At 55.6% G+C, this 17,010-nt stretch carries 16 protein-coding genes; 10 read left to right on the top strand and 6 right to left on the bottom strand.

Features of this window, described 5'->3' with window-relative positions; translation table 11 throughout:
• Positions 1-2: 2 nt before the first annotated feature.
• Positions 3-1,478: a signal recognition particle-docking protein FtsY gene (gene ftsY / locus ACLJRU_RS06880; RefSeq protein WP_001541051.1), complete on the bottom strand. Its 1,476-nt coding sequence runs from the start codon at positions 1,476-1,478 to the stop codon at positions 3-5.
• 125 nt (positions 1,479-1,603) lie between these two features.
• On the opposite strand from ftsY, the gene rsmD reads away from it, so the two are divergent.
• Positions 1,604-2,200 (top strand): 16S rRNA (guanine(966)-N(2))-methyltransferase, encoded by a 597-nt coding sequence (rsmD, locus tag ACLJRU_RS06875; protein WP_000743277.1) that lies wholly within the window; start codon positions 1,604-1,606, stop codon positions 2,198-2,200.
• Positions 2,190-2,459: a DUF1145 family protein gene (locus ACLJRU_RS06870; RefSeq protein WP_000906759.1), complete on the top strand. Its 270-nt coding sequence runs from the start codon at positions 2,190-2,192 to the stop codon at positions 2,457-2,459. Before rsmD ends, ACLJRU_RS06870 begins: the two co-directional genes overlap by 11 nt.
• A 21-nt stretch (positions 2,460-2,480) precedes the next feature.
• Here ACLJRU_RS06870 and ACLJRU_RS06865 read toward each other — a convergent pair whose 3' ends face one another.
• Positions 2,481-2,852 (bottom strand): DUF2500 domain-containing protein, encoded by a 372-nt coding sequence (locus tag ACLJRU_RS06865; RefSeq protein WP_000042850.1) that lies wholly within the window; start codon positions 2,850-2,852, stop codon positions 2,481-2,483.
• A gap of 141 nt (positions 2,853-2,993) precedes the next feature.
• On the opposite strand from ACLJRU_RS06865, the gene ACLJRU_RS06860 reads away from it, so the two are divergent.
• From ACLJRU_RS06860 to tcp, 3 genes are all read left to right on the top strand, one after another.
• Positions 2,994-3,620: a lysoplasmalogenase gene (locus ACLJRU_RS06860; protein WP_001541052.1), complete on the top strand. Its 627-nt coding sequence runs from the start codon at positions 2,994-2,996 to the stop codon at positions 3,618-3,620.
• Between the two features lie 80 nt (positions 3,621-3,700).
• Complete coding sequence (gene zntA, locus ACLJRU_RS06855) at positions 3,701-5,899, top strand: Zn(II)/Cd(II)/Pb(II) translocating P-type ATPase ZntA (RefSeq protein WP_001541053.1); 2,199 nt, start codon at positions 3,701-3,703, stop codon at positions 5,897-5,899.
• Positions 5,900-6,098: 199 nt separating this feature from the next.
• Positions 6,099-7,742, top strand: coding sequence for a methyl-accepting chemotaxis citrate transducer (gene tcp, locus ACLJRU_RS06850; RefSeq protein ID WP_000789670.1), 1,644 nt, complete (start codon positions 6,099-6,101; stop codon positions 7,740-7,742).
• 23 nt (positions 7,743-7,765) lie between these two features.
• Here tcp and tusA read toward each other — a convergent pair whose 3' ends face one another.
• Positions 7,766-8,011 (bottom strand): sulfurtransferase TusA, encoded by a 246-nt coding sequence (gene tusA / locus ACLJRU_RS06845; RefSeq protein ID WP_001541054.1) that lies wholly within the window; start codon positions 8,009-8,011, stop codon positions 7,766-7,768.
• Positions 8,012-8,180: 169 nt separating this feature from the next.
• Here tusA and ACLJRU_RS06840 point away from each other — a divergent pair, with 169 nt between their 5' ends.
• Positions 8,181-8,846 carry a 7-cyano-7-deazaguanine/7-aminomethyl-7-deazaguanine transporter gene (locus ACLJRU_RS06840; protein ID WP_001541055.1) on the top strand — a complete coding sequence of 222 codons (666 nt, stop codon included), beginning with the start codon at positions 8,181-8,183 and terminating at the stop codon, positions 8,844-8,846.
• 72 nt (positions 8,847-8,918) lie between these two features.
• The gene (locus tag ACLJRU_RS06835) at positions 8,919-9,476 is read left to right on the top strand and encodes a DcrB family lipoprotein (RefSeq protein ID WP_001245277.1); all 558 of its coding nucleotides are present in this window, start codon (positions 8,919-8,921) and stop codon (positions 9,474-9,476) included.
• 3 nt (positions 9,477-9,479) lie between these two features.
• On the opposite strand, the gene ACLJRU_RS06830 is transcribed toward ACLJRU_RS06835, so the two are convergent.
• Positions 9,480-10,739, bottom strand: a complete 1,260-nt coding sequence (locus tag ACLJRU_RS06830) for an MFS transporter (RefSeq protein ID WP_077905911.1) — start codon at positions 10,737-10,739, stop codon at positions 9,480-9,482.
• Positions 10,740-10,828: 89 nt separating this feature from the next.
• On the opposite strand from ACLJRU_RS06830, the gene ACLJRU_RS06825 reads away from it, so the two are divergent.
• The 3 genes from ACLJRU_RS06825 to nikR all read left to right on the top strand — a co-directional run bounded on the left by ACLJRU_RS06825 (position 10,829) and on the right by nikR (position 13,001).
• Positions 10,829-11,878, top strand: coding sequence for an AI-2E family transporter (locus tag ACLJRU_RS06825; protein WP_000179589.1), 1,050 nt, complete (start codon positions 10,829-10,831; stop codon positions 11,876-11,878).
• Between the two features lie 51 nt (positions 11,879-11,929).
• Positions 11,930-12,508 carry a 4'-phosphopantetheinyl transferase AcpT gene (gene acpT / locus ACLJRU_RS06820; RefSeq protein WP_000284366.1) on the top strand — a complete coding sequence of 193 codons (579 nt, stop codon included), beginning with the start codon at positions 11,930-11,932 and terminating at the stop codon, positions 12,506-12,508.
• Positions 12,509-12,599: 91 nt separating this feature from the next.
• A complete protein-coding gene (gene nikR, locus ACLJRU_RS06815) occupies positions 12,600-13,001 on the top strand; it encodes a nickel-responsive transcriptional regulator NikR (protein WP_001190057.1) in 402 nt (133 codons plus the stop codon).
• 102 nt (positions 13,002-13,103) lie between these two features.
• On the opposite strand, the gene ACLJRU_RS06810 is transcribed toward nikR, so the two are convergent.
• Together ACLJRU_RS06810 and rbbA are read right to left on the bottom strand one after the other, a co-directional pair.
• Positions 13,104-14,228, bottom strand: coding sequence for an ABC transporter permease (locus ACLJRU_RS06810; protein WP_023235351.1), 1,125 nt, complete (start codon positions 14,226-14,228; stop codon positions 13,104-13,106).
• Complete coding sequence (rbbA, locus tag ACLJRU_RS06805; protein ID WP_001541057.1) at positions 14,228-16,969, bottom strand: ribosome-associated ATPase/putative transporter RbbA; 2,742 nt, start codon at positions 16,967-16,969, stop codon at positions 14,228-14,230. Before rbbA ends, ACLJRU_RS06810 begins: the two co-directional genes overlap by 1 nt.
• Positions 16,970-17,010 lie beyond the last annotated feature (41 nt).

Raw genomic sequence — 17,010 nt, 5'->3', positions numbered from 1 at the left:
TGTTAATCCTCTCGGGCAAAAAGTGCCTCAATAAAATCGTCCGCCTTAAACGGACGCAAATCCTCGATACGTTCGCCCACGCCAATGTAACGGATAGGAATGCCAAACTGGTCAGCTACCGAGAAAATCACCCCGCCTTTCGCCGTACCGTCCAGCTTGGTCAGGGTAATACCGGTTAAGCCTACCGCTTCATGGAACAGTTTGGCCTGGCTTACCGCGTTCTGTCCGGTGCTGGCGTCAATGGTCAGCATAACTTCATGTGGCGCTTCTTCGTCCAGCTTTTTCATGACGCGAACGATTTTTTTCAGCTCTTCCATCAGGTGCGACTTGTTCTGCAGACGCCCTGCCGTATCGGCAATTAACACATCCACATTACGCGCCTTCGCGGCCTGGATAGCGTCAAAAATCACCGAGGCGGAGTCCGCGCCGGTATGCTGGGCGATAACCGGAATGTTGTTACGCTGTCCCCAGACCTGTAGCTGTTCGACCGCCGCCGCGCGGAAAGTATCCCCCGCCGCCAGCATCACTGATTTACCCTGCTGCTCAAACTGGCGCGCCAGTTTACCGATAGTGGTGGTTTTACCCACGCCGTTCACGCCAACCATCAGAATAACAAAAGGCGTTTTACCTTCAATATTAAGCGGTTCGTCTACCTTCGCCAGAATCTCGCCCATCTCGTCTTTCAACAGACCATACAGCGCCTCGGCATCTTTAAGCTGTTTGCGGCTGGCGCCTTCCGTCAGATTAGCGATAATCTTACGCGTGGTTTCCCCCCCGACATCAGCGATGAGCAACTGCTCTTCCAGCTCCTCGAACAAATCATCGTCGATTTTCTTGCCGCGGAACAGACTGATAAATCCGGAACCGAGATTTTCTTTGGTTTTCAGCAGGCTGCGTTTCAGGCGGGCAAAGAAACCTTCTTTAGTCGGTTTTTCCTGCTCCTGAACGATCGCTTCCACCGGCTCGTCTTCTTCCGCTGGCGGAACAACCATCACCGCCTCTTCCGCCGCCTGAGCGGCCAGCGCCTGCGCTTCCAGCTCTTCGTCGGTGAATTTCGCCGCGTTTTCGCCCTCTTCTTCTACCGCGGCAATGACCTCTACGGTTTCCGCTTCGGCCTGCCACTCTTCCGGCGAGATAGCCTCGTCTTTGACCTCTTCCGGCAGCGGCAATTCCTCGCGTTCCACCGCGATCTGCGGCGCTGCCGTCTCAATGGCCGCCGCGGGCTCCGGCTCTACCGGCTGCGGTTTTTCGCTCTCCTGAACTTTCTCAGTAACGTCCACCACCTCTTCCGCAAAGGCTTCGGTTTCTGCTTTGCTGTGCGCGGGCGTTTGCGCGTCTACGTCTGCCGCCGTTTCAACAGGGGGCTCAACCGGTCGTTGTTCCTCAACAATCTGCTGTTCTTCGGTCTGTTCCTGCTTCTGCTCTTTATCACCGAAGCCCAACCAGGAAAAGAAGCCACGTTTTTTCTGTTTTGCCATCTGCGACTACACCCCTCGCGGCGCTATATACATGGAAGCTAAAAAAATGATGAAATAGTCTATCACTTAACTTAATTCACATCACCGCCTGGAATAACTTGCAACAGGCGGTTCGAGCAAGAGAAATGAAAAAACCGACTCACTCTGGCAGCGGCCAAATCCGCATTATTGGCGGGCAATGGCGTGGCCGTAAATTACCGGTTCCGGACAGCCCGGGTCTGCGTCCCACCACCGATCGCGTGCGCGAAACGTTATTTAACTGGCTGGCTCCGGTAATGGTAGACGCCCATTGTCTGGATTGCTTTGCCGGCAGCGGCGCGCTGGGTCTGGAAGCGCTATCACGTTATGCGGCCCAGGCAACGTTACTGGAAATGGATCGCGCCGTATCGCAGCAGTTGCAAAAAAATCTGGCGACGCTGAAAGCCAACAATGCTCGCGTCGTCAATACCAATACTCTGACCTTCCTCAGCCAGCCGGGGACGCCGCATCACGTCGTCTTTGTCGACCCGCCGTTTCGTAAAGGGCTGCTGGAAGAGACGTTACAATTGCTGGAAACCCAGGGATGGCTGGCCGACGACGCGCTAATCTACGTAGAAAGCGAGGTGGAAAACGGTCTGCCGCCCGTTCCGGCGAACTGGGCATTGTATCGAGAAAAGGTGGCCGGACAGGTCGCTTATCGTCTGTATCAGCGCGACGCGCAAGGAGAAAATGATGTTGATTAATCTGGGCCGCTTATTAATGCTCTTCGTGTGGGCATTTTTGATTCTTAATCTGGTGCATCCCTTCCCGCGCCCGCTCAATATCTTCGTCAACGTGGCGTTGGTGTTCATGGCGCTGATGCACGGTATGCAGTTGGCGTTGCTGAAATCAACGATACCGAAAGAGGGTCCGCAGATGACGACGGGAGAAAAAATCCGCATTTTCCTGTTCGGCGTGTTTGAGCTGCTGGTCTGGCAGAAGAAGTTTAAGAACAAAAAATAACGTTTGCTGCCGGATGACGGTTTATTCGTTATCCGGGGTACGGCTAACAAACCCGACGAACCGAGTTCCCTTATAGCTCAGCGTACCTTGATCGCCCACCGTCAAAGCGTGGTACTGCTGCGCTTGTAAACGGAACGTTTTTTCCAGACCGCCATTGAGCGGCTTAAAACTTGCCTCATAGCGCATACTGGTTCCCGCCGGGCTCACTTCCTGCTGGCGAGAGCGTCGGTCATTAACCGGCTTCTCCCGTTTATTGCTAACCACGACCAGCTTTTGCTGTAACGGCGCCGCCTCATTAGCGGCTTTTTCCCGCCGTTGCTGAACGAAGCGAAACGACGCGGCAACCACGATTAATGCAATGATTATAATGAAGAAAAGCGGTGGCTTACTCATACTGTTAACCTGTCAGAAAATGCGGAAATAAGCATACCCTGCCCGTTATAGTGTTGTCATCTGACCGTCACGGCCTCTACACTGAATAATAGAGCCGCAAGCATACCGTTTGCGAAAAAATAACGAATTCAAGGAATTAAGATGCTTTGGTCGTTTATCGCTGTCTGCCTGTCCGCATGGCTGTATGTGGACGCCTCCTATCGCGGGCCAGCCTGGCAACGCTGGGTTTTTAAGCCCGTCACGTTATTACTGTTGCTGTTACTGGCCTGGCAAGCGCCGATGTTTGACGCCATCAGTTATCTTGTGTTGGCCGGACTGTGCGCCTCGCTGGTCGGCGATGCGTTAACGCTCTTACCGCGTCAACGCCTGCTGTACGCCGTCGGGGCATTTTTCTTATCGCATCTGCTCTACACCATTTACTTTGACAGCCAAATGACGTTGTCGTTCTTCTGGCCGCTGCCGCTGGCGTTACTGATAGTCGGCGCGTTGCTTATCGCCGTTATCTGGACGCGACTGGAGGAGCTACGCTGGCCGGTATGTACTTTTATCGCCATGACGCTGGTCATGGTCTGGCTGGCGGGCGAACTGTGGTTCTTCCGCCCAACGGCGCCAGCCCTTTCGGCCTTTACCGGCGCGACGCTGCTGTTCATCGGCAATATCGTCTGGCTGGGTAGCCATTACCGCCGCCGTTTCCGGGCGGATAACGCGATTGCCGCCGCCTGCTACTTTGCCGGACACTTCCTGATTGTTCGCTCGCTGTACCTGTAAATAATAGCGCTTGACTCTGGAGTCGACTCCAGAGTGTATCCTCCGGTTAATGAGAAAATTATCATCAACCGGAGGACGTTATGTCGACCCCTGATACCGATGGCAAAAAAGTCCCGCCCTTTACCTCCTTCAGATTAGCCCCGGCAATACAGAAGACCGATAGCTGCTGCTGCGAAGAACATTGCGCGTCCAGCGCGCCTGTTTCTACTGCCGTGGCAGGCACGCGCTATACCTGGAAAATCTCCGGCATGGACTGCGCCGCCTGCGCCCGAAAAGTGGAGAATGCGGTACGCCAAATTCGCGGCGTCAACCAGGCGCAAGTGCTGTTCGCCACCGAAAAGTTAGTGGTCGATGCCGACGCCGACCTCCGCGCGCAAATTGAACGCGCCGTACAGAAGGCGGGTTATACCTTGCGTAGTGAAGATTCGCGCGACGCCGCGCCTGAATCTCGTCTTAAAGAGAACCTGCCGCTTATTACGCTGATCATTATGATGGCGATAAGCTGGGGGCTGGAGCAATTTAACCACCCGTTCGGCCAACTGGCCTTTATCGTCACCACTCTGGTCGGTCTGTATCCTATTGCCCGCCAGGCGCTGCGGCTGATGAAAAGCGGCAGTTGGTTCGCTATTGAAACGCTGATGAGCGTCGCCGCCATTGGCGCGCTGTTTATAGGCGCGACGGCGGAGGCAGCAATGGTATTGCTGCTGTTCCTCATCGGCGAGCGCCTGGAAGGATGGGCCGCCAGTCGCGCCCGTAAAGGCGTCAGCGCGTTAATGGCGCTTAAACCGGAAACGGCGACCCGTCTGCGCGACGGCGTGCGGGAAGAGGTCGCTATTAATACCCTGCGACCGGGCGATATTATCGAAGTCGCCGCCGGGGGGCGTTTACCCGCCGACGGTAAACTGGTTTCCGGTTTCGCCAGCTTTGATGAAAGCGCGCTCACCGGCGAGTCTATCCCGGTGGAGCGCGCAACGGGCGACAAAGTCCCGGCAGGCGCGACCAGCGTTGACCGTCTCGTCACCCTGGAGGTGTTATCTGAACCTGGCGCCAGCGCGATTGACCGTATCCTGACGCTGATTGAAGAGGCGGAAGAGCGCCGTGCGCCCATTGAGCGGTTTATTGACCGTTTCAGCCGCATCTATACGCCAGTCATTATGGTCATCGCGCTGCTGGTGACGCTTATTCCGCCGCTGATGTTCGATGGCGGCTGGCAGGAGTGGATTTATAAAGGGCTGACGCTGCTATTAATCGGTTGCCCGTGCGCGCTGGTGATCTCCACGCCCGCGGCAATTACCTCCGGGCTGGCGGCGGCGGCACGGCGCGGCGCATTGATTAAAGGCGGCGCAGCGCTGGAGCAACTGGGCCGTATCACGCAGGTCGCCTTTGATAAAACCGGTACGTTGACCATCGGTAAACCACGGGTGACGGCGATTCATCCGGCAAGCGATATCAGCGAGGCTGAACTGTTGGCGCTGGCGGCAGCCGTAGAACAAGGCGCTACGCACCCGCTGGCGCAGGCTATTGTCCGCGAAGCGCAGACACGCGATCTGGCGATCCCGACGGCGGAATCGCAGCGAACGCTGGCCGGCACCGGAATTGAAGCGCAGGTTAACGGCGAACGTATTCTGATTTGCGCGGCGGGAAAACAGCCTACGGCAGCGTTTGCCGGGCAAATTAGCGAACTGGAAAACGCCGGGCAGACGGTGGTTCTGGTGCTGCGTAACGAGACCGTTGTTGGCGTCCTCGCCCTCCAGGATACGTTGCGTGACGATGCGCGCGACGCCATCCGCGAACTGCATCAGTTAGGCGTTAACGGCGTGATTCTGACCGGCGATAACCCACGGGCGGCGGCAGCGATTGCCGGCGAGCTGGATCTGGCGTTTAAAGCCGGACTACTGCCGGAAGACAAGGTGCGGGCAGTCACCGCCCTTAACCAACAAGCGCCGCTGGCGATGGTGGGCGACGGCATTAACGATGCGCCCGCGATGAAAGCCGCCAGTATCGGAATTGCGATGGGCAGCGGTACTGACGTCGCGCTGGAAACGGCTGACGCCGCCCTTACTCATAACCGTCTGCGCGGGTTAGCGCAGATGATTACGCTGGCGCGCGCTACCCACGCGAATATCCGGCAGAACATCACCATTGCGCTGGGGCTGAAAGCCATTTTCCTGGTGACGACGCTACTGGGTTTTACCGGGCTATGGCTGGCAATCCTGGCGGATACGGGAGCCACGGTATTGGTGACCGCCAACGCGCTACGTTTGCTGCGTAAAAACTAATCTTCTCCCGCCCGGCGGCGTCGTGTCGCCGGGTTATCCCGCGATATTCCTTTCTTTGTACATATTATTCACGCGAAAATTATTTATTTTCTATTACTTATCAAACCATTAATCAGAAATAGAGTGATTTGATGTAAGGTTAATATTTATCCAACCGATATTGATCATACCGTCTACAAAATAAGGAATGTTAGGCACTATGAAAAATATCAAAGTCATCACCGGCGTTATCGCGACGCTGGGCATATTTAGCGCCTTATTGCTGGTGACAGGAATACTGTTTTATTCCGCCGTCAGCAGCGATCGGCTGAATTTCCAGAATGCGAGCGCACTGAGTTACCAACAACAGGAACTGGGCGGCAGTTTTCAGACATTGATCGAAACCCGCGTTACCATTAACCGCGTGGCGATACGCATGTTAAAAAATCAGCGCGATCCCGCCTCGCTGGACGCCATGAACACGCTGTTAACCAACGCTGGCGCGTCGCTCAACGAAGCGGAAAAACATTTCAACAACTACGTGAACTCCGAAGCGATCGCGGGAAAAGATCCGGCGTTGGATGCCCAGGCCGAAGCCAGCTTTAAGCAGATGTATGACGTTTTGCAGCAGTCTATCCACTATCTTAAAGCCGATAATTACGCCGCCTATGGCAACCTTGACGCGCAAAAAGCGCAGGATGACATGGAGCAGGTATATGACAAGTGGCTCTCTCAAAATGCGCAATTAATAAAATTAGCCAGCGATCAGAATCAGAGCAGTTTTACCCAGATGCAATGGACGCTGGGGATAATTCTACTTATCGTACTCATCGTGCTGGCGTTTATCTGGCTGGGGCTGCAACGCGTTCTACTCCGCCCGCTGCAACGGATTATGGCGCACATTCAAACGATCGCCGACGGCGATCTTACCCATGAGATAGAGGCTGAAGGACGCAGTGAAATGGGCCAACTGGCCGCCGGTCTTAAAACGATGCAGCAGTCGTTAATCCGTACCGTCAGCGCGGTGCGCGATAACGCGGACTCTATCTATACTGGCGCAGGCGAAATTTCCGCCGGCAGCAGCGACCTCTCTTCCCGTACCGAACAGCAGGCCTCGGCGCTGGAGGAGACCGCCGCCAGCATGGAACAGTTAACCGCCACGGTACGGCAAAACACCGATAACGCACGACAGGCGACGGGTCTGGCGAAAACCGCATCAGAAACCGCGCGTAAAGGAGGACGCGTGGTGGATAACGTAGTGAGCACCATGAACGATATCGCCGAAAGCTCGGAAAAAATCGTGGACATCACCAGCGTGATTGACGGTATCGCCTTCCAGACTAATATCCTGGCGCTGAACGCCGCGGTAGAAGCCGCCCGCGCCGGCGAACAGGGGCGAGGATTCGCGGTCGTGGCCGGAGAGGTACGCACGTTGGCCAGCCGTAGCGCGCAGGCCGCCAAAGAGATCAAAGTGCTGATTGAAAACTCCGTGTCGCGCATTGATACCGGCTCTACGCAGGTACGCGAAGCGGGAGAAACCATGAAAGAGATCGTCAACGCCGTGACCCGCGTGACCGATATTATGGGCGAAATCGCCTCTGCCTCCGATGAGCAAAGCAAAGGCATTGAGCAGGTGGCGCAGGCGGTATCGGAAATGGACAGCGTGACGCAGCAAAACGCCTCGCTGGTAGAGGAATCCGCAGCAGCGGCGGCAGCGCTGGAAGATCAGGCTAACGAACTTCGTCAGGCGGTCGCCGCGTTCCGCATCCAGAAACAGCCTCGTCGGGAGGCGTCGCCGACGCCGTTAAGCAAAGGTTTAACACCACAGCCCGCCGCAGAACAGGCGAACTGGGAAAGCTTCTAATCAGAATGCTATCTGCCGTGCGGTTAATGCGCTTTACGCAATAAATAGCGGTACGGCAGACCCTCCGTCTCTTGCGCCAGCAAATCGTGTTCCATAAAGGTACAGAACCCCGGAATATCACGCGTCGTCGCCGGATCGTCGGCGATAATCAGCAATGTTTCGCCAGTTTGCATGTTGCGCACCGTTTTGCGCACCATCATTACCGGTTCAGGGCAACGCAGCCCCAGGGCGTCAAGCGTATGGTCAGGGGAGGAAAACAGATCGCTCATCTTCGTCTCAATGGTAGAAAAACGGCGATATTTTACGCCCATCTTCGTCAGTAAGCCAGGCAGGTTAACGATTGCGTGAAAATTAGCCATTGCAATGCCAGCGCAAAACAGTATTATGCGGCGGTTCTTTATTGGGTTCCCTCACCCCATCCAACAAAAAGGTCACAATATGACTCCGTTTACACAATCACAGCGCGTAAAAGCGTTGTTCTGGCTATCGCTATTCCATTTACTGGTGATCATTTCCAGTAACTATCTGGTGCAGCTCCCCATCACTATTTTTGGTTTCCACACGACCTGGGGCGCGTTTAGTTTTCCTTTTATTTTTCTCGCCACCGATCTTACCGTGCGTATTTTTGGCGCACCGCTGGCGCGCCGCATTATCTTCGCCGTCATGATCCCCGCGCTGCTGGTGTCGTATGTGGTGTCATCGCTGTTCTATATGGGCGCCTGGCAAGGTTTCGCCGCGCTGGCGAACTTTAATCTGTTTGTCGCCCGTATCGCCGCCGCCAGCTTTATGGCCTACGCGCTGGGACAGATCCTTGATGTCCATGTGTTTAACCGCCTGCGCCAAAATCGTCGCTGGTGGCTGGCGCCGACCGCTTCAACGCTGTTTGGCAATATCAGCGATACCCTTGCCTTTTTCTTCATTGCGTTCTGGCGAAGCCCCGATGCGTTTATGGCCGAACACTGGATGGAAATTGCGCTGGTGGATTATTGCTTTAAGGTGCTCATCAGCATTATTTTCTTCCTGCCGATGTACGGCGTTCTACTGAATATGTTGCTGAAAAAGCTGGCAGATAAATCTGAAATTTCCCCATTACCGACAAGTTAAAGGTTCGTTTTCCGAGTTGTGATAAGATGAGCGAATGAGCCGTTATGGCCGTTTATCGAAAGGAAGAAGTCAATGCGCAATTTGGTTAAATATGCCGGTATTGGCCTGCTGGTTATGGGGCTTGCGGCCTGTGATAACAACGATACAAAAGCGTCGGCAGAAAGCGCCGCCGCGGAAAGCCAGGCCTCCGGCCAGCCCATCAGCCTGATGGATGGCAAACTCAGTTTCTCGCTGCCGGCGGATATGACCGATCAAAGCGGTAAGCTGGGCACCCAGGCGAATAATATGCACGTTTATTCTGACCCGACGGGCCAGAAAGCGGTGATTGTTATCGTCGGCGATAATACCGATGAAGCGTTGCCGGTGCTGGCAAACCGCCTGCTTGAGCAACAGCGTAGCCGCGACCCGCAGCTTCAGGTCGTCACCAATAAGTCTATTGAGCTCAAAGGCCATACGTTGCAACAACTGGACAGCATTATCTCCGCGAAGGGCCAGACGGCGTATTCTTCCATCGTGCTGGGCAAAGTGGATAACCAATTGCTGACGATTCAGGTCACGCTGCCTGCGGACAATCAGCAAAAAGCGCAAACCACGGCTGAAAACATCATCAATACGTTGGTTATTAAGTAACCTTTACGACGATGATGCGGCCTCCGGCAGTGCAGACGGAGGCCGTTTTTTTAAGCGCCAGGTCAGCAATAGCGCCATCGCTACCAGCCCGGCCGCCGCCAGATAAATCACCGGCACGCCCGCCCAGGTCATCACCAGCCCCGCCAGCGGCCCGGTAACCCCCAAAGACATATCCATAAAGACGGTATAGGTCGCCAGCGCCGCGCCCTGGTTCTGCGGCGGCACGGCTTTGACGGCCACCACGCCCAGCGCCGGAAAGACCAGCGAAAACCCCATCCCCGTGAGTAAAACGCCGATTTTTGCCATCCACGGCATGGCTGCCGTTCCCACCAGTAACAGACCAATAATCTCCACGCCAAAGCAGATCATGGCGACATTCAACCCGCCTAAACGATTGATGCCGTTAGGGAACAGCAAACGCGTGCCGACAAACGCGACGCTAAATAACGTGAGCGCAAAAGCGGCGCCATCCCAGCCTTTAGCATCATAAAATAAGGTAATAAACGTCGCGATGACGCCAAACCCTGCCGAGGCCAGCGCCAACGCCATACCATACAGCCAGACACGCCCCAGCACCGCGCGAAACGGCAGCGGCTTGCCTTTGTTCGCCTTCACCGACGGACGTGGAAGCGCTAACAGTATCGCCAACAGCGCCACGCCCATCACCGTTAGCGCCAGCCCCTGTAACCCACCCCAGGCATAACACAGCACGCCCAGCGGCGCGCCCATCGCCATTGCGCCGTAGGTGACGATACCGTTCCAGGAGATGACCCGACCAATATGCAACGACCCGACGACGCCGACGCCCCACAGTGTCGAACCGGTGCCGGCAAAACTTTGCCCAATCCCTAAAATCACGCGACCCAGCCCCAGTAGCAACAAACTGATCATCGGCCAGGCGCTGGCGATATCCGCCAGCAGGTAGCCGAATCCGCTTAAAAAACAGCCGCATAAGCCAAAGACAACGATTTTTTTCGGCCCTAATACATCCGCATACCGCCCGGCATGGGGACGGCTTAACAGAGTGGCGAAGTATTGCAGGCTGATAATAAGCCCCGCCCAGAACGCGCTGAATCCCATCGCATCATGCACATAGCCGGGCAAGACGGCGAGCGGCAGGCCGATGGTCAGGTAGCTGGCAAAGTTAAACATCACAATGGAGACAATACGCAGATTGAGGCGCAATCCGTTTAGCGCCGGTTCAGCGACGGGTTCGGGCATGAGTATCACCGCATTTTTACAACATGTTTTCTTTTCTATCATGGCGCGCGGTGAAAATCAGTAGTGAGATTCAGATTATCGGTATCAGGGCAGCCGCTACACTTAGAAAAAAACACAACAAGGAAAACTTCATGGCAACCGCTCAACCCGACAAAACGGGTATGCATATTCTGCTGAAACTGGCCTCCCTGGTTATTATTCTCGCCGGGATTCATGCCGCGGCGGATATTATTGTACAACTCTTGCTGGCGCTCTTTTTCGCCATCGTTCTTAACCCATTAGTGACCTGGTTTATTCGTCGGGGCGTGAAGCGACCGCTGGCGATTACTATCGTGGTGGTTGTCATGCTGATCGTGCTTACCGCGCTGGTGGGTGTGCTTGCCGCATCGCTTAATGAATTTATCGCTATGCTGCCTAAATACAGCAAGGAGCTGACGCGTAAAGTCTTACACCTTCAGGAGTTAATGCCCTTCCTGAATTTACATATGTCGCCGGAACGTATGCTCCGCGGGATGGATTCCGATAAAATCATGCTCTTCACCACAACATTAATGACCGGCGTATCGGGCGCGATGGCAAGCATTGTGCTGCTGGTGATGACCGTGGTTTTTATGCTGTTTGAGGTGCGTCACGTGCCTTATAAATTACGTTTCGCGCTAAACAATCCACAAATTCATATTGCCGGCCTGCACCGCGCCCTGAAAGGCGTCTCGCATTATCTGGCGCTGAAAACGCTGCTCAGTTTATGGACGGGCGCGATTATCTGGCTGGGGCTGGCGTTAATGGGTATTCAGTTTGCGCTAATGTGGGGCGTACTGGCTTTTTTGCTCAATTACGTTCCTAATATCGGCTCGGTGATTTCCGCCGTTCCCCCCATGATTCAGGCGCTGTTATTTAACGGTTTTTACGAGTGCGTACTGGTCGGCGCGCTCTTTTTGGTGGTCCATATGGTGATTGGCAACATTATGGAGCCACGCATGATGGGCCATCGTCTGGGGATGTCCACGCTGGTGGTATTTCTTTCGTTACTGGTCTGGGGATGGCTATTAGGCCCGGTCGGGATGCTCTTGTCCGTTCCTTTGACCAGCGTCTGCAAAATCTGGATGGAAACCACTAAAGGCGGCAGCAAACTGGCGATCTTACTGGGGCCAGGCCGACCGAAAAGCCGTTTACCGGGATGAGGCGACAGATGCTACAATCTCCTCTTCTTCATAGGCAACGTTGGTCCTGATATGTACCAGATCGTTCTGGGAAAAGTGTCAACATTAAGCGCAGGTCAATTGCCCGACGCGTTAATCGCTCAGGCGCCGCAGGGCGTTCGCCGGGCAAGCTGGCTGGCCGGGCGCGTGCTGCTTTCCCGTGCGCTCTCGCCGCTACCGGAGATGGTGTATGGCGAACAGGGTAAACCGGCTTTTTCCGCCGGAACGCCGCTGTGGTTTAACCTCAGCCATAGCGGCGACACTATTGCTCTGTTGCTTAGCGACGAAGGTGAAGTCGGCTGCGATATTGAAGTGATCCGCCCGCGCGATAACTGGCGTTCGCTGGCAAATGCGGTATTCAGCCTCGGCGAACATGCTGAAATGGAAGCGGAACGTCCGGAGCGACAACTGGCGGCCTTCTGGCGTATCTGGACGCGTAAAGAAGCCATCGTAAAACAACGCGGCGGCAGCGCCTGGCAAATCGTCAGCGTGGACAGCACGTTGCCCTCTGCCTTGTCGGTCAGCCAGTGTCAGCTCGATACGCTCAGTCTGGCAGTCTGTACCCCCACACCGTTTACGCTGACGCCGCAGACGATAACAAAAGCGTTATGACACATTAATTTTTCCCTCTGGCGGCGGACGTGTGTTACAAAATGCGGAGCTTCCCATGCGCCGACGCGCCATACCAAAAGGTTTAAGTCAGATGCAACGTGTCACCATCACCCTCGATGACGATTTACTGGAAACGCTGGACAGCCTGAGCCAGCGACGCGGCTATAACAATCGCTCCGAAGCGATCCGTGATATTTTGCGCGGCGCTCTGGCGCAGGAGGCCACCCAGGAACACGGTACACAGGGTTTCGCGGTACTTTCATATGTTTATGAACATGAGAAACGGGATTTAGCCAGCCGCATCGTCTCCACCCAGCATCATCATCATGATTTATCCGTCGCCACGCTGCACGTCCATATCAACCACGATGACTGTCTGGAGATCGCCGTTCTGAAGGGCGATATGGGCGACGTACAGCATTTTGCCGATGATGTTATCGCCCAGCGCGGCGTGCGCCACGGCCACTTGCAGTGTTTGCCGAAAGAAGACTAACGCCCCAGCGCCTTGCAGGGGGCGCTTCGCTTGCCCGGCCTACGTTCGCACGTCTGTCGTTTGTAGGCCGGATGAGGCGCAGCCGCCATCCGGCAATAATGTTCACGCCATTGTGCCAATCGTTTTTCTGAAGCGTAACAGCGCTATCAGGAAGAACACGCCGCCTATCGCCAGCAGGGTCAGGAACTGCGGCCAGACGATACTCAAACCTGCGCCACGATAAAGAATAGCCTGGGCAAGGCTGACAAAATGCGTCGTCGGCATGGTCAGCATAATATCCTGCACCGCCTGCGGCATACTTTCGCGCGGCGTGGAACCGCCGGAAAGCATTTGTAGCGGCAACAGCACCAGAATCATTAATAACCCCAGTTGCGGCATCGAACGGGCGATGGTGCCCATAAAAATCCCAATTGAAGTGGTGGCGAACAGGCTCAGCGCCACGCCCAACATAAACAATGGGATCGATCCTTCAATCGGTACGCCAAGCACGCCTTTCACCATCAGCATCAAAGACAAACCGGAAACCACCAGCACAACCAGCCCCATCGACCATACTTTTGCCATCATGATCTCAAAGGGCGTGACCGGCATCACCAACAGATGCTCTACCGTGCCGTGTTCTCGCTCGCGGATCAGCGCCGATCCGGTCAGCACTATCGCCAGCATGGTAATGTTGTTGATAATCGCCATCACGCCGCCAAACCACGCCGGGTCCAGATTCGGGTTAAAGCGCATCCGAATCTCCAGCGACACCGGCTGAACGTTATCTCCTCGCGCGCACGCCACAAAGCTGTTGACCTCGCCGCTAATAATATTCTGGATATAACTGTTGCCGGTAAACGCCTGGCTCATGCGCGTCGCATCGACGTTAATCTGAATATCAGGCTGACGCCCGGCCAGCACATCACGCTGGAAATTCGGCGGAATATTGACCGCAAAGGTATAGCGTCCGGCATCCAGTCCGGCATCCATTTCCGTTGCCGTAATCATCTCCGGCGGCAGAAACCACGGGCGGTAAAAACTATTCACAATACGGTTCGACAACTGAGACTGATCCATATCGGCGATGGCGATAGGGGCAAGATGCAACGAACCGGGCAGGACGGTAGCGGAGGAGTAAACCGAAATCGTAAAGGCGAAGACGATCAGCGCCAGCATCGCTTTGTCGCCCAGCAGACTGCGCAGTTCTTTAACGCCGAGGTTATAAATATTACGTAATCCGCGCATTACCCCTCCTGTTTTTTCAGCAGCAGAATGCTCAGACCCATCACCACCGGGACGGCAATCAGTAACGGCATAAATAACGGCCAGAGATCGGACAGATCCAACGCTTTGGAAAACGTCCCGCGCGCGATCGTCAGAAAATGACTGGTCGGGTAGATCTCGCCGATCCATCTTCCCGGTCCTTCCAGCGAAGCCACCGGATCGATCATGCCGGAAAATTGTGTTGCCGGAATGAGGGTAATAATCGACGTCCCAAAAATAGCGGCGATTTGGCTCTTCATAAACGTGGAGATCAGCAGCCCCAGACCGGTGGCGATGATGACATAAAGCAGCGCCGCGAGGGTAAGCGTGAGAAAGCTGCCTTTCAGCGGCACGCCGAACACAAAGACCGACAGCGCGCACAGTAGCAAGAAGTTCAGCATACCCAGCTCGATATACGGCAGTTGTTTACCCAGCAAAAATTCGCTGCGCGTCGTCGGCGTTACGTACAGATTAATCATCGACCCCAGCTCTTTCTCCCGCACCACGCTCAGGGCGCTAAGCATTGACGGGATCATCATGAGCAGCAGCGGAATGACCGCCGGAACGATAGCGGGCAGACTTTTCACATCCGGGTTATAGCGATAGCGCGTTTCAATATTGAGCAGCCCGACCTGTTTAACCGGGTTCGGCTGACGACTTGCCGCCTCCTGCAGCCAGCTTTGGTGCATCGCCTGAACGTACCCCTTCACCGTCTCGGCGCGGCTGGGCATGGCGCCATCCACCCAGACGCCAATCTGCGCTGGCGTACCGCGAGCAATATCGCGGCCAAAATTAGGCGGGATCTCAATGGCAACCGCCAGCTCTCCCGAACGCATCCGCCGGTCAAGCTCGTCATAGCTGGCGAGCGGCGGCTGTTCGATAAAATAGCGCGATCCCGCCAGATTGAGCGACCATGCCTGGCTACTGACGGTCTGGTCACGATCGAGTACGGCAAAACGCAGGTTCTCCACGTCCATACTGATGCCATAGCCCATAATCAACATCAGAATTACCGTTCCCAGCAGCGCCAGCGTCGAGCGTACCGGATCGCGGCGTAGCTCCAGCGCTTCGCGGCGACTGTAGCTGAACAAACGCCGGAAGCTCAATCCCTGCCGCGACGGTTTACCTGACGCGGCAGGCGTCTGGGATGGCGGTATTGGGGTTTCAGGCGCCGCTCCCGCAGCTTCCTGTAGCCAGGAAATAAACGCCGCTTCCAGATTGGCCGCGCCCCGCTGTTGCACCAATTCCTGCGGCGTACCGCTGGCAAGCACTTTACCGGCGTGCATCAATGACATTCGGTCGCAACGTTCCGCTTCGTTCATAAAATGGGTCGAGATAAAAATCGTCACCTTATCCTGACGCGAAAGATCGACCATAAGCTGCCAGAACATATCTCTGGCGACCGGATCAACGCCGGACGTTGGCTCATCAAGAATCAGCATTTCCGGGCGATGGATCACCGCTACCGCCAGCGATAAACGCTGGCGGATACCGAGCGGCAACGAAGCGGGGAGCGTATCTTCCACCTCCGTTAGCATAAAGCGTTCGATCATCTGCGCGACGCGCGCCGGGATCTCCGCAGGCGGAATATGAAACAGGCGGGCATGAAGTTCCAGATTCTGCCGCACGGTGAGTTCGTTATAGAGCGAAAAAGCCTGCGACATATACCCGACCCGGCGACGGGTGTCGATGTCGTTCGGGTCTACCGGCTGGCCAAATAGCCAGGCCTGGCCTTCGCTGGCGGGAAGCAGACCGGTCAGCATTTTCATGGTGGTCGATTTGCCGCAACCGTTTGAACCGAGGAAGCCAAAAATCTCGCCGCGCGGAATACGGAAATTAACATGGTCAACCGCGACGAACTTACCGAAGCGCATGGTCAGATCTTTCGCCTCAATGGCAATCTCTTCCTGCTCAGCGTGATACGGCGGGATCACCACCGGCTTATGCGCCTGGCGCTGCGCTTCTGGCAACAGGGCGATAAACGCCTGTTCCAGCGTCGCGCTATGGGTTTTTGCCCGCAGTTGCTGCGCGCTGCCGGTTGCCAGTATCTCGCCCGCATTCATCGCCACCAGCCAGTCAAAACGCTCCGCCTCTTCCATATAGGCCGTTGCGACCAACACGCTCATATTGGTCTGGCGCTGGCGGATACTGTCGATTAAGTCCCAGAACTGAGCGCGGGAGAGCGGGTCCACGCCGGTGGTAGGCTCATCAAGAATCAGCAATTCCGGGTCATGAATCAGAGCACAGCACAACCCCAGCTTTTGTTTCATCCCTCCGGACAGCTTCCCGGCAGGACGGTCACGAAACGGCGCCAGGCCGGTGCTGTTCAGCAGCTCGGTAATACGCGCTTCGCGTTCAGCTTTGTCATGACCAAAGAGACGAGCGAAAAAATCGACGTTCTCATAAACCGATAACGTGTGATAAAGGTTTTTCCCCAGCCCCTGCGGCATCCAGGCGATGCGCGGACAGACGTCGCGGCGATGTTTCGCATCGCGCATATCGCCGCCCAGGACGATAACGTTCCCTTGCTCAATCACCCGCGCGCCAGAAATCAGCGACAGCAGGCTCGACTTACCCACCCCGTCCGGACCAATCAGCCCGACCATACTACGGGCGGGAATGTCCAGCGTGATATTGTTCAGCGCGACCGTTTTTCCGTAATGCTGGCTCACCCCCTCAAGCTGCGCTACGGGAGGAACAGGCACCAGCGTCAGCGACGTCATTGCGACAGCCTCACGCTTAGAGCGTCAGGCCAGGGCACGCG

The organism is Salmonella sp. SAL00653 (assembly GCF_046552515.1).
In the GTDB taxonomy this organism is placed as follows: domain Bacteria; phylum Pseudomonadota; class Gammaproteobacteria; order Enterobacterales; family Enterobacteriaceae; genus Salmonella; species Salmonella enterica.
The sequence above is the reverse complement of the archived record's forward strand: the minus strand, read 5'-3'. Positions and strand labels throughout refer to the sequence as shown.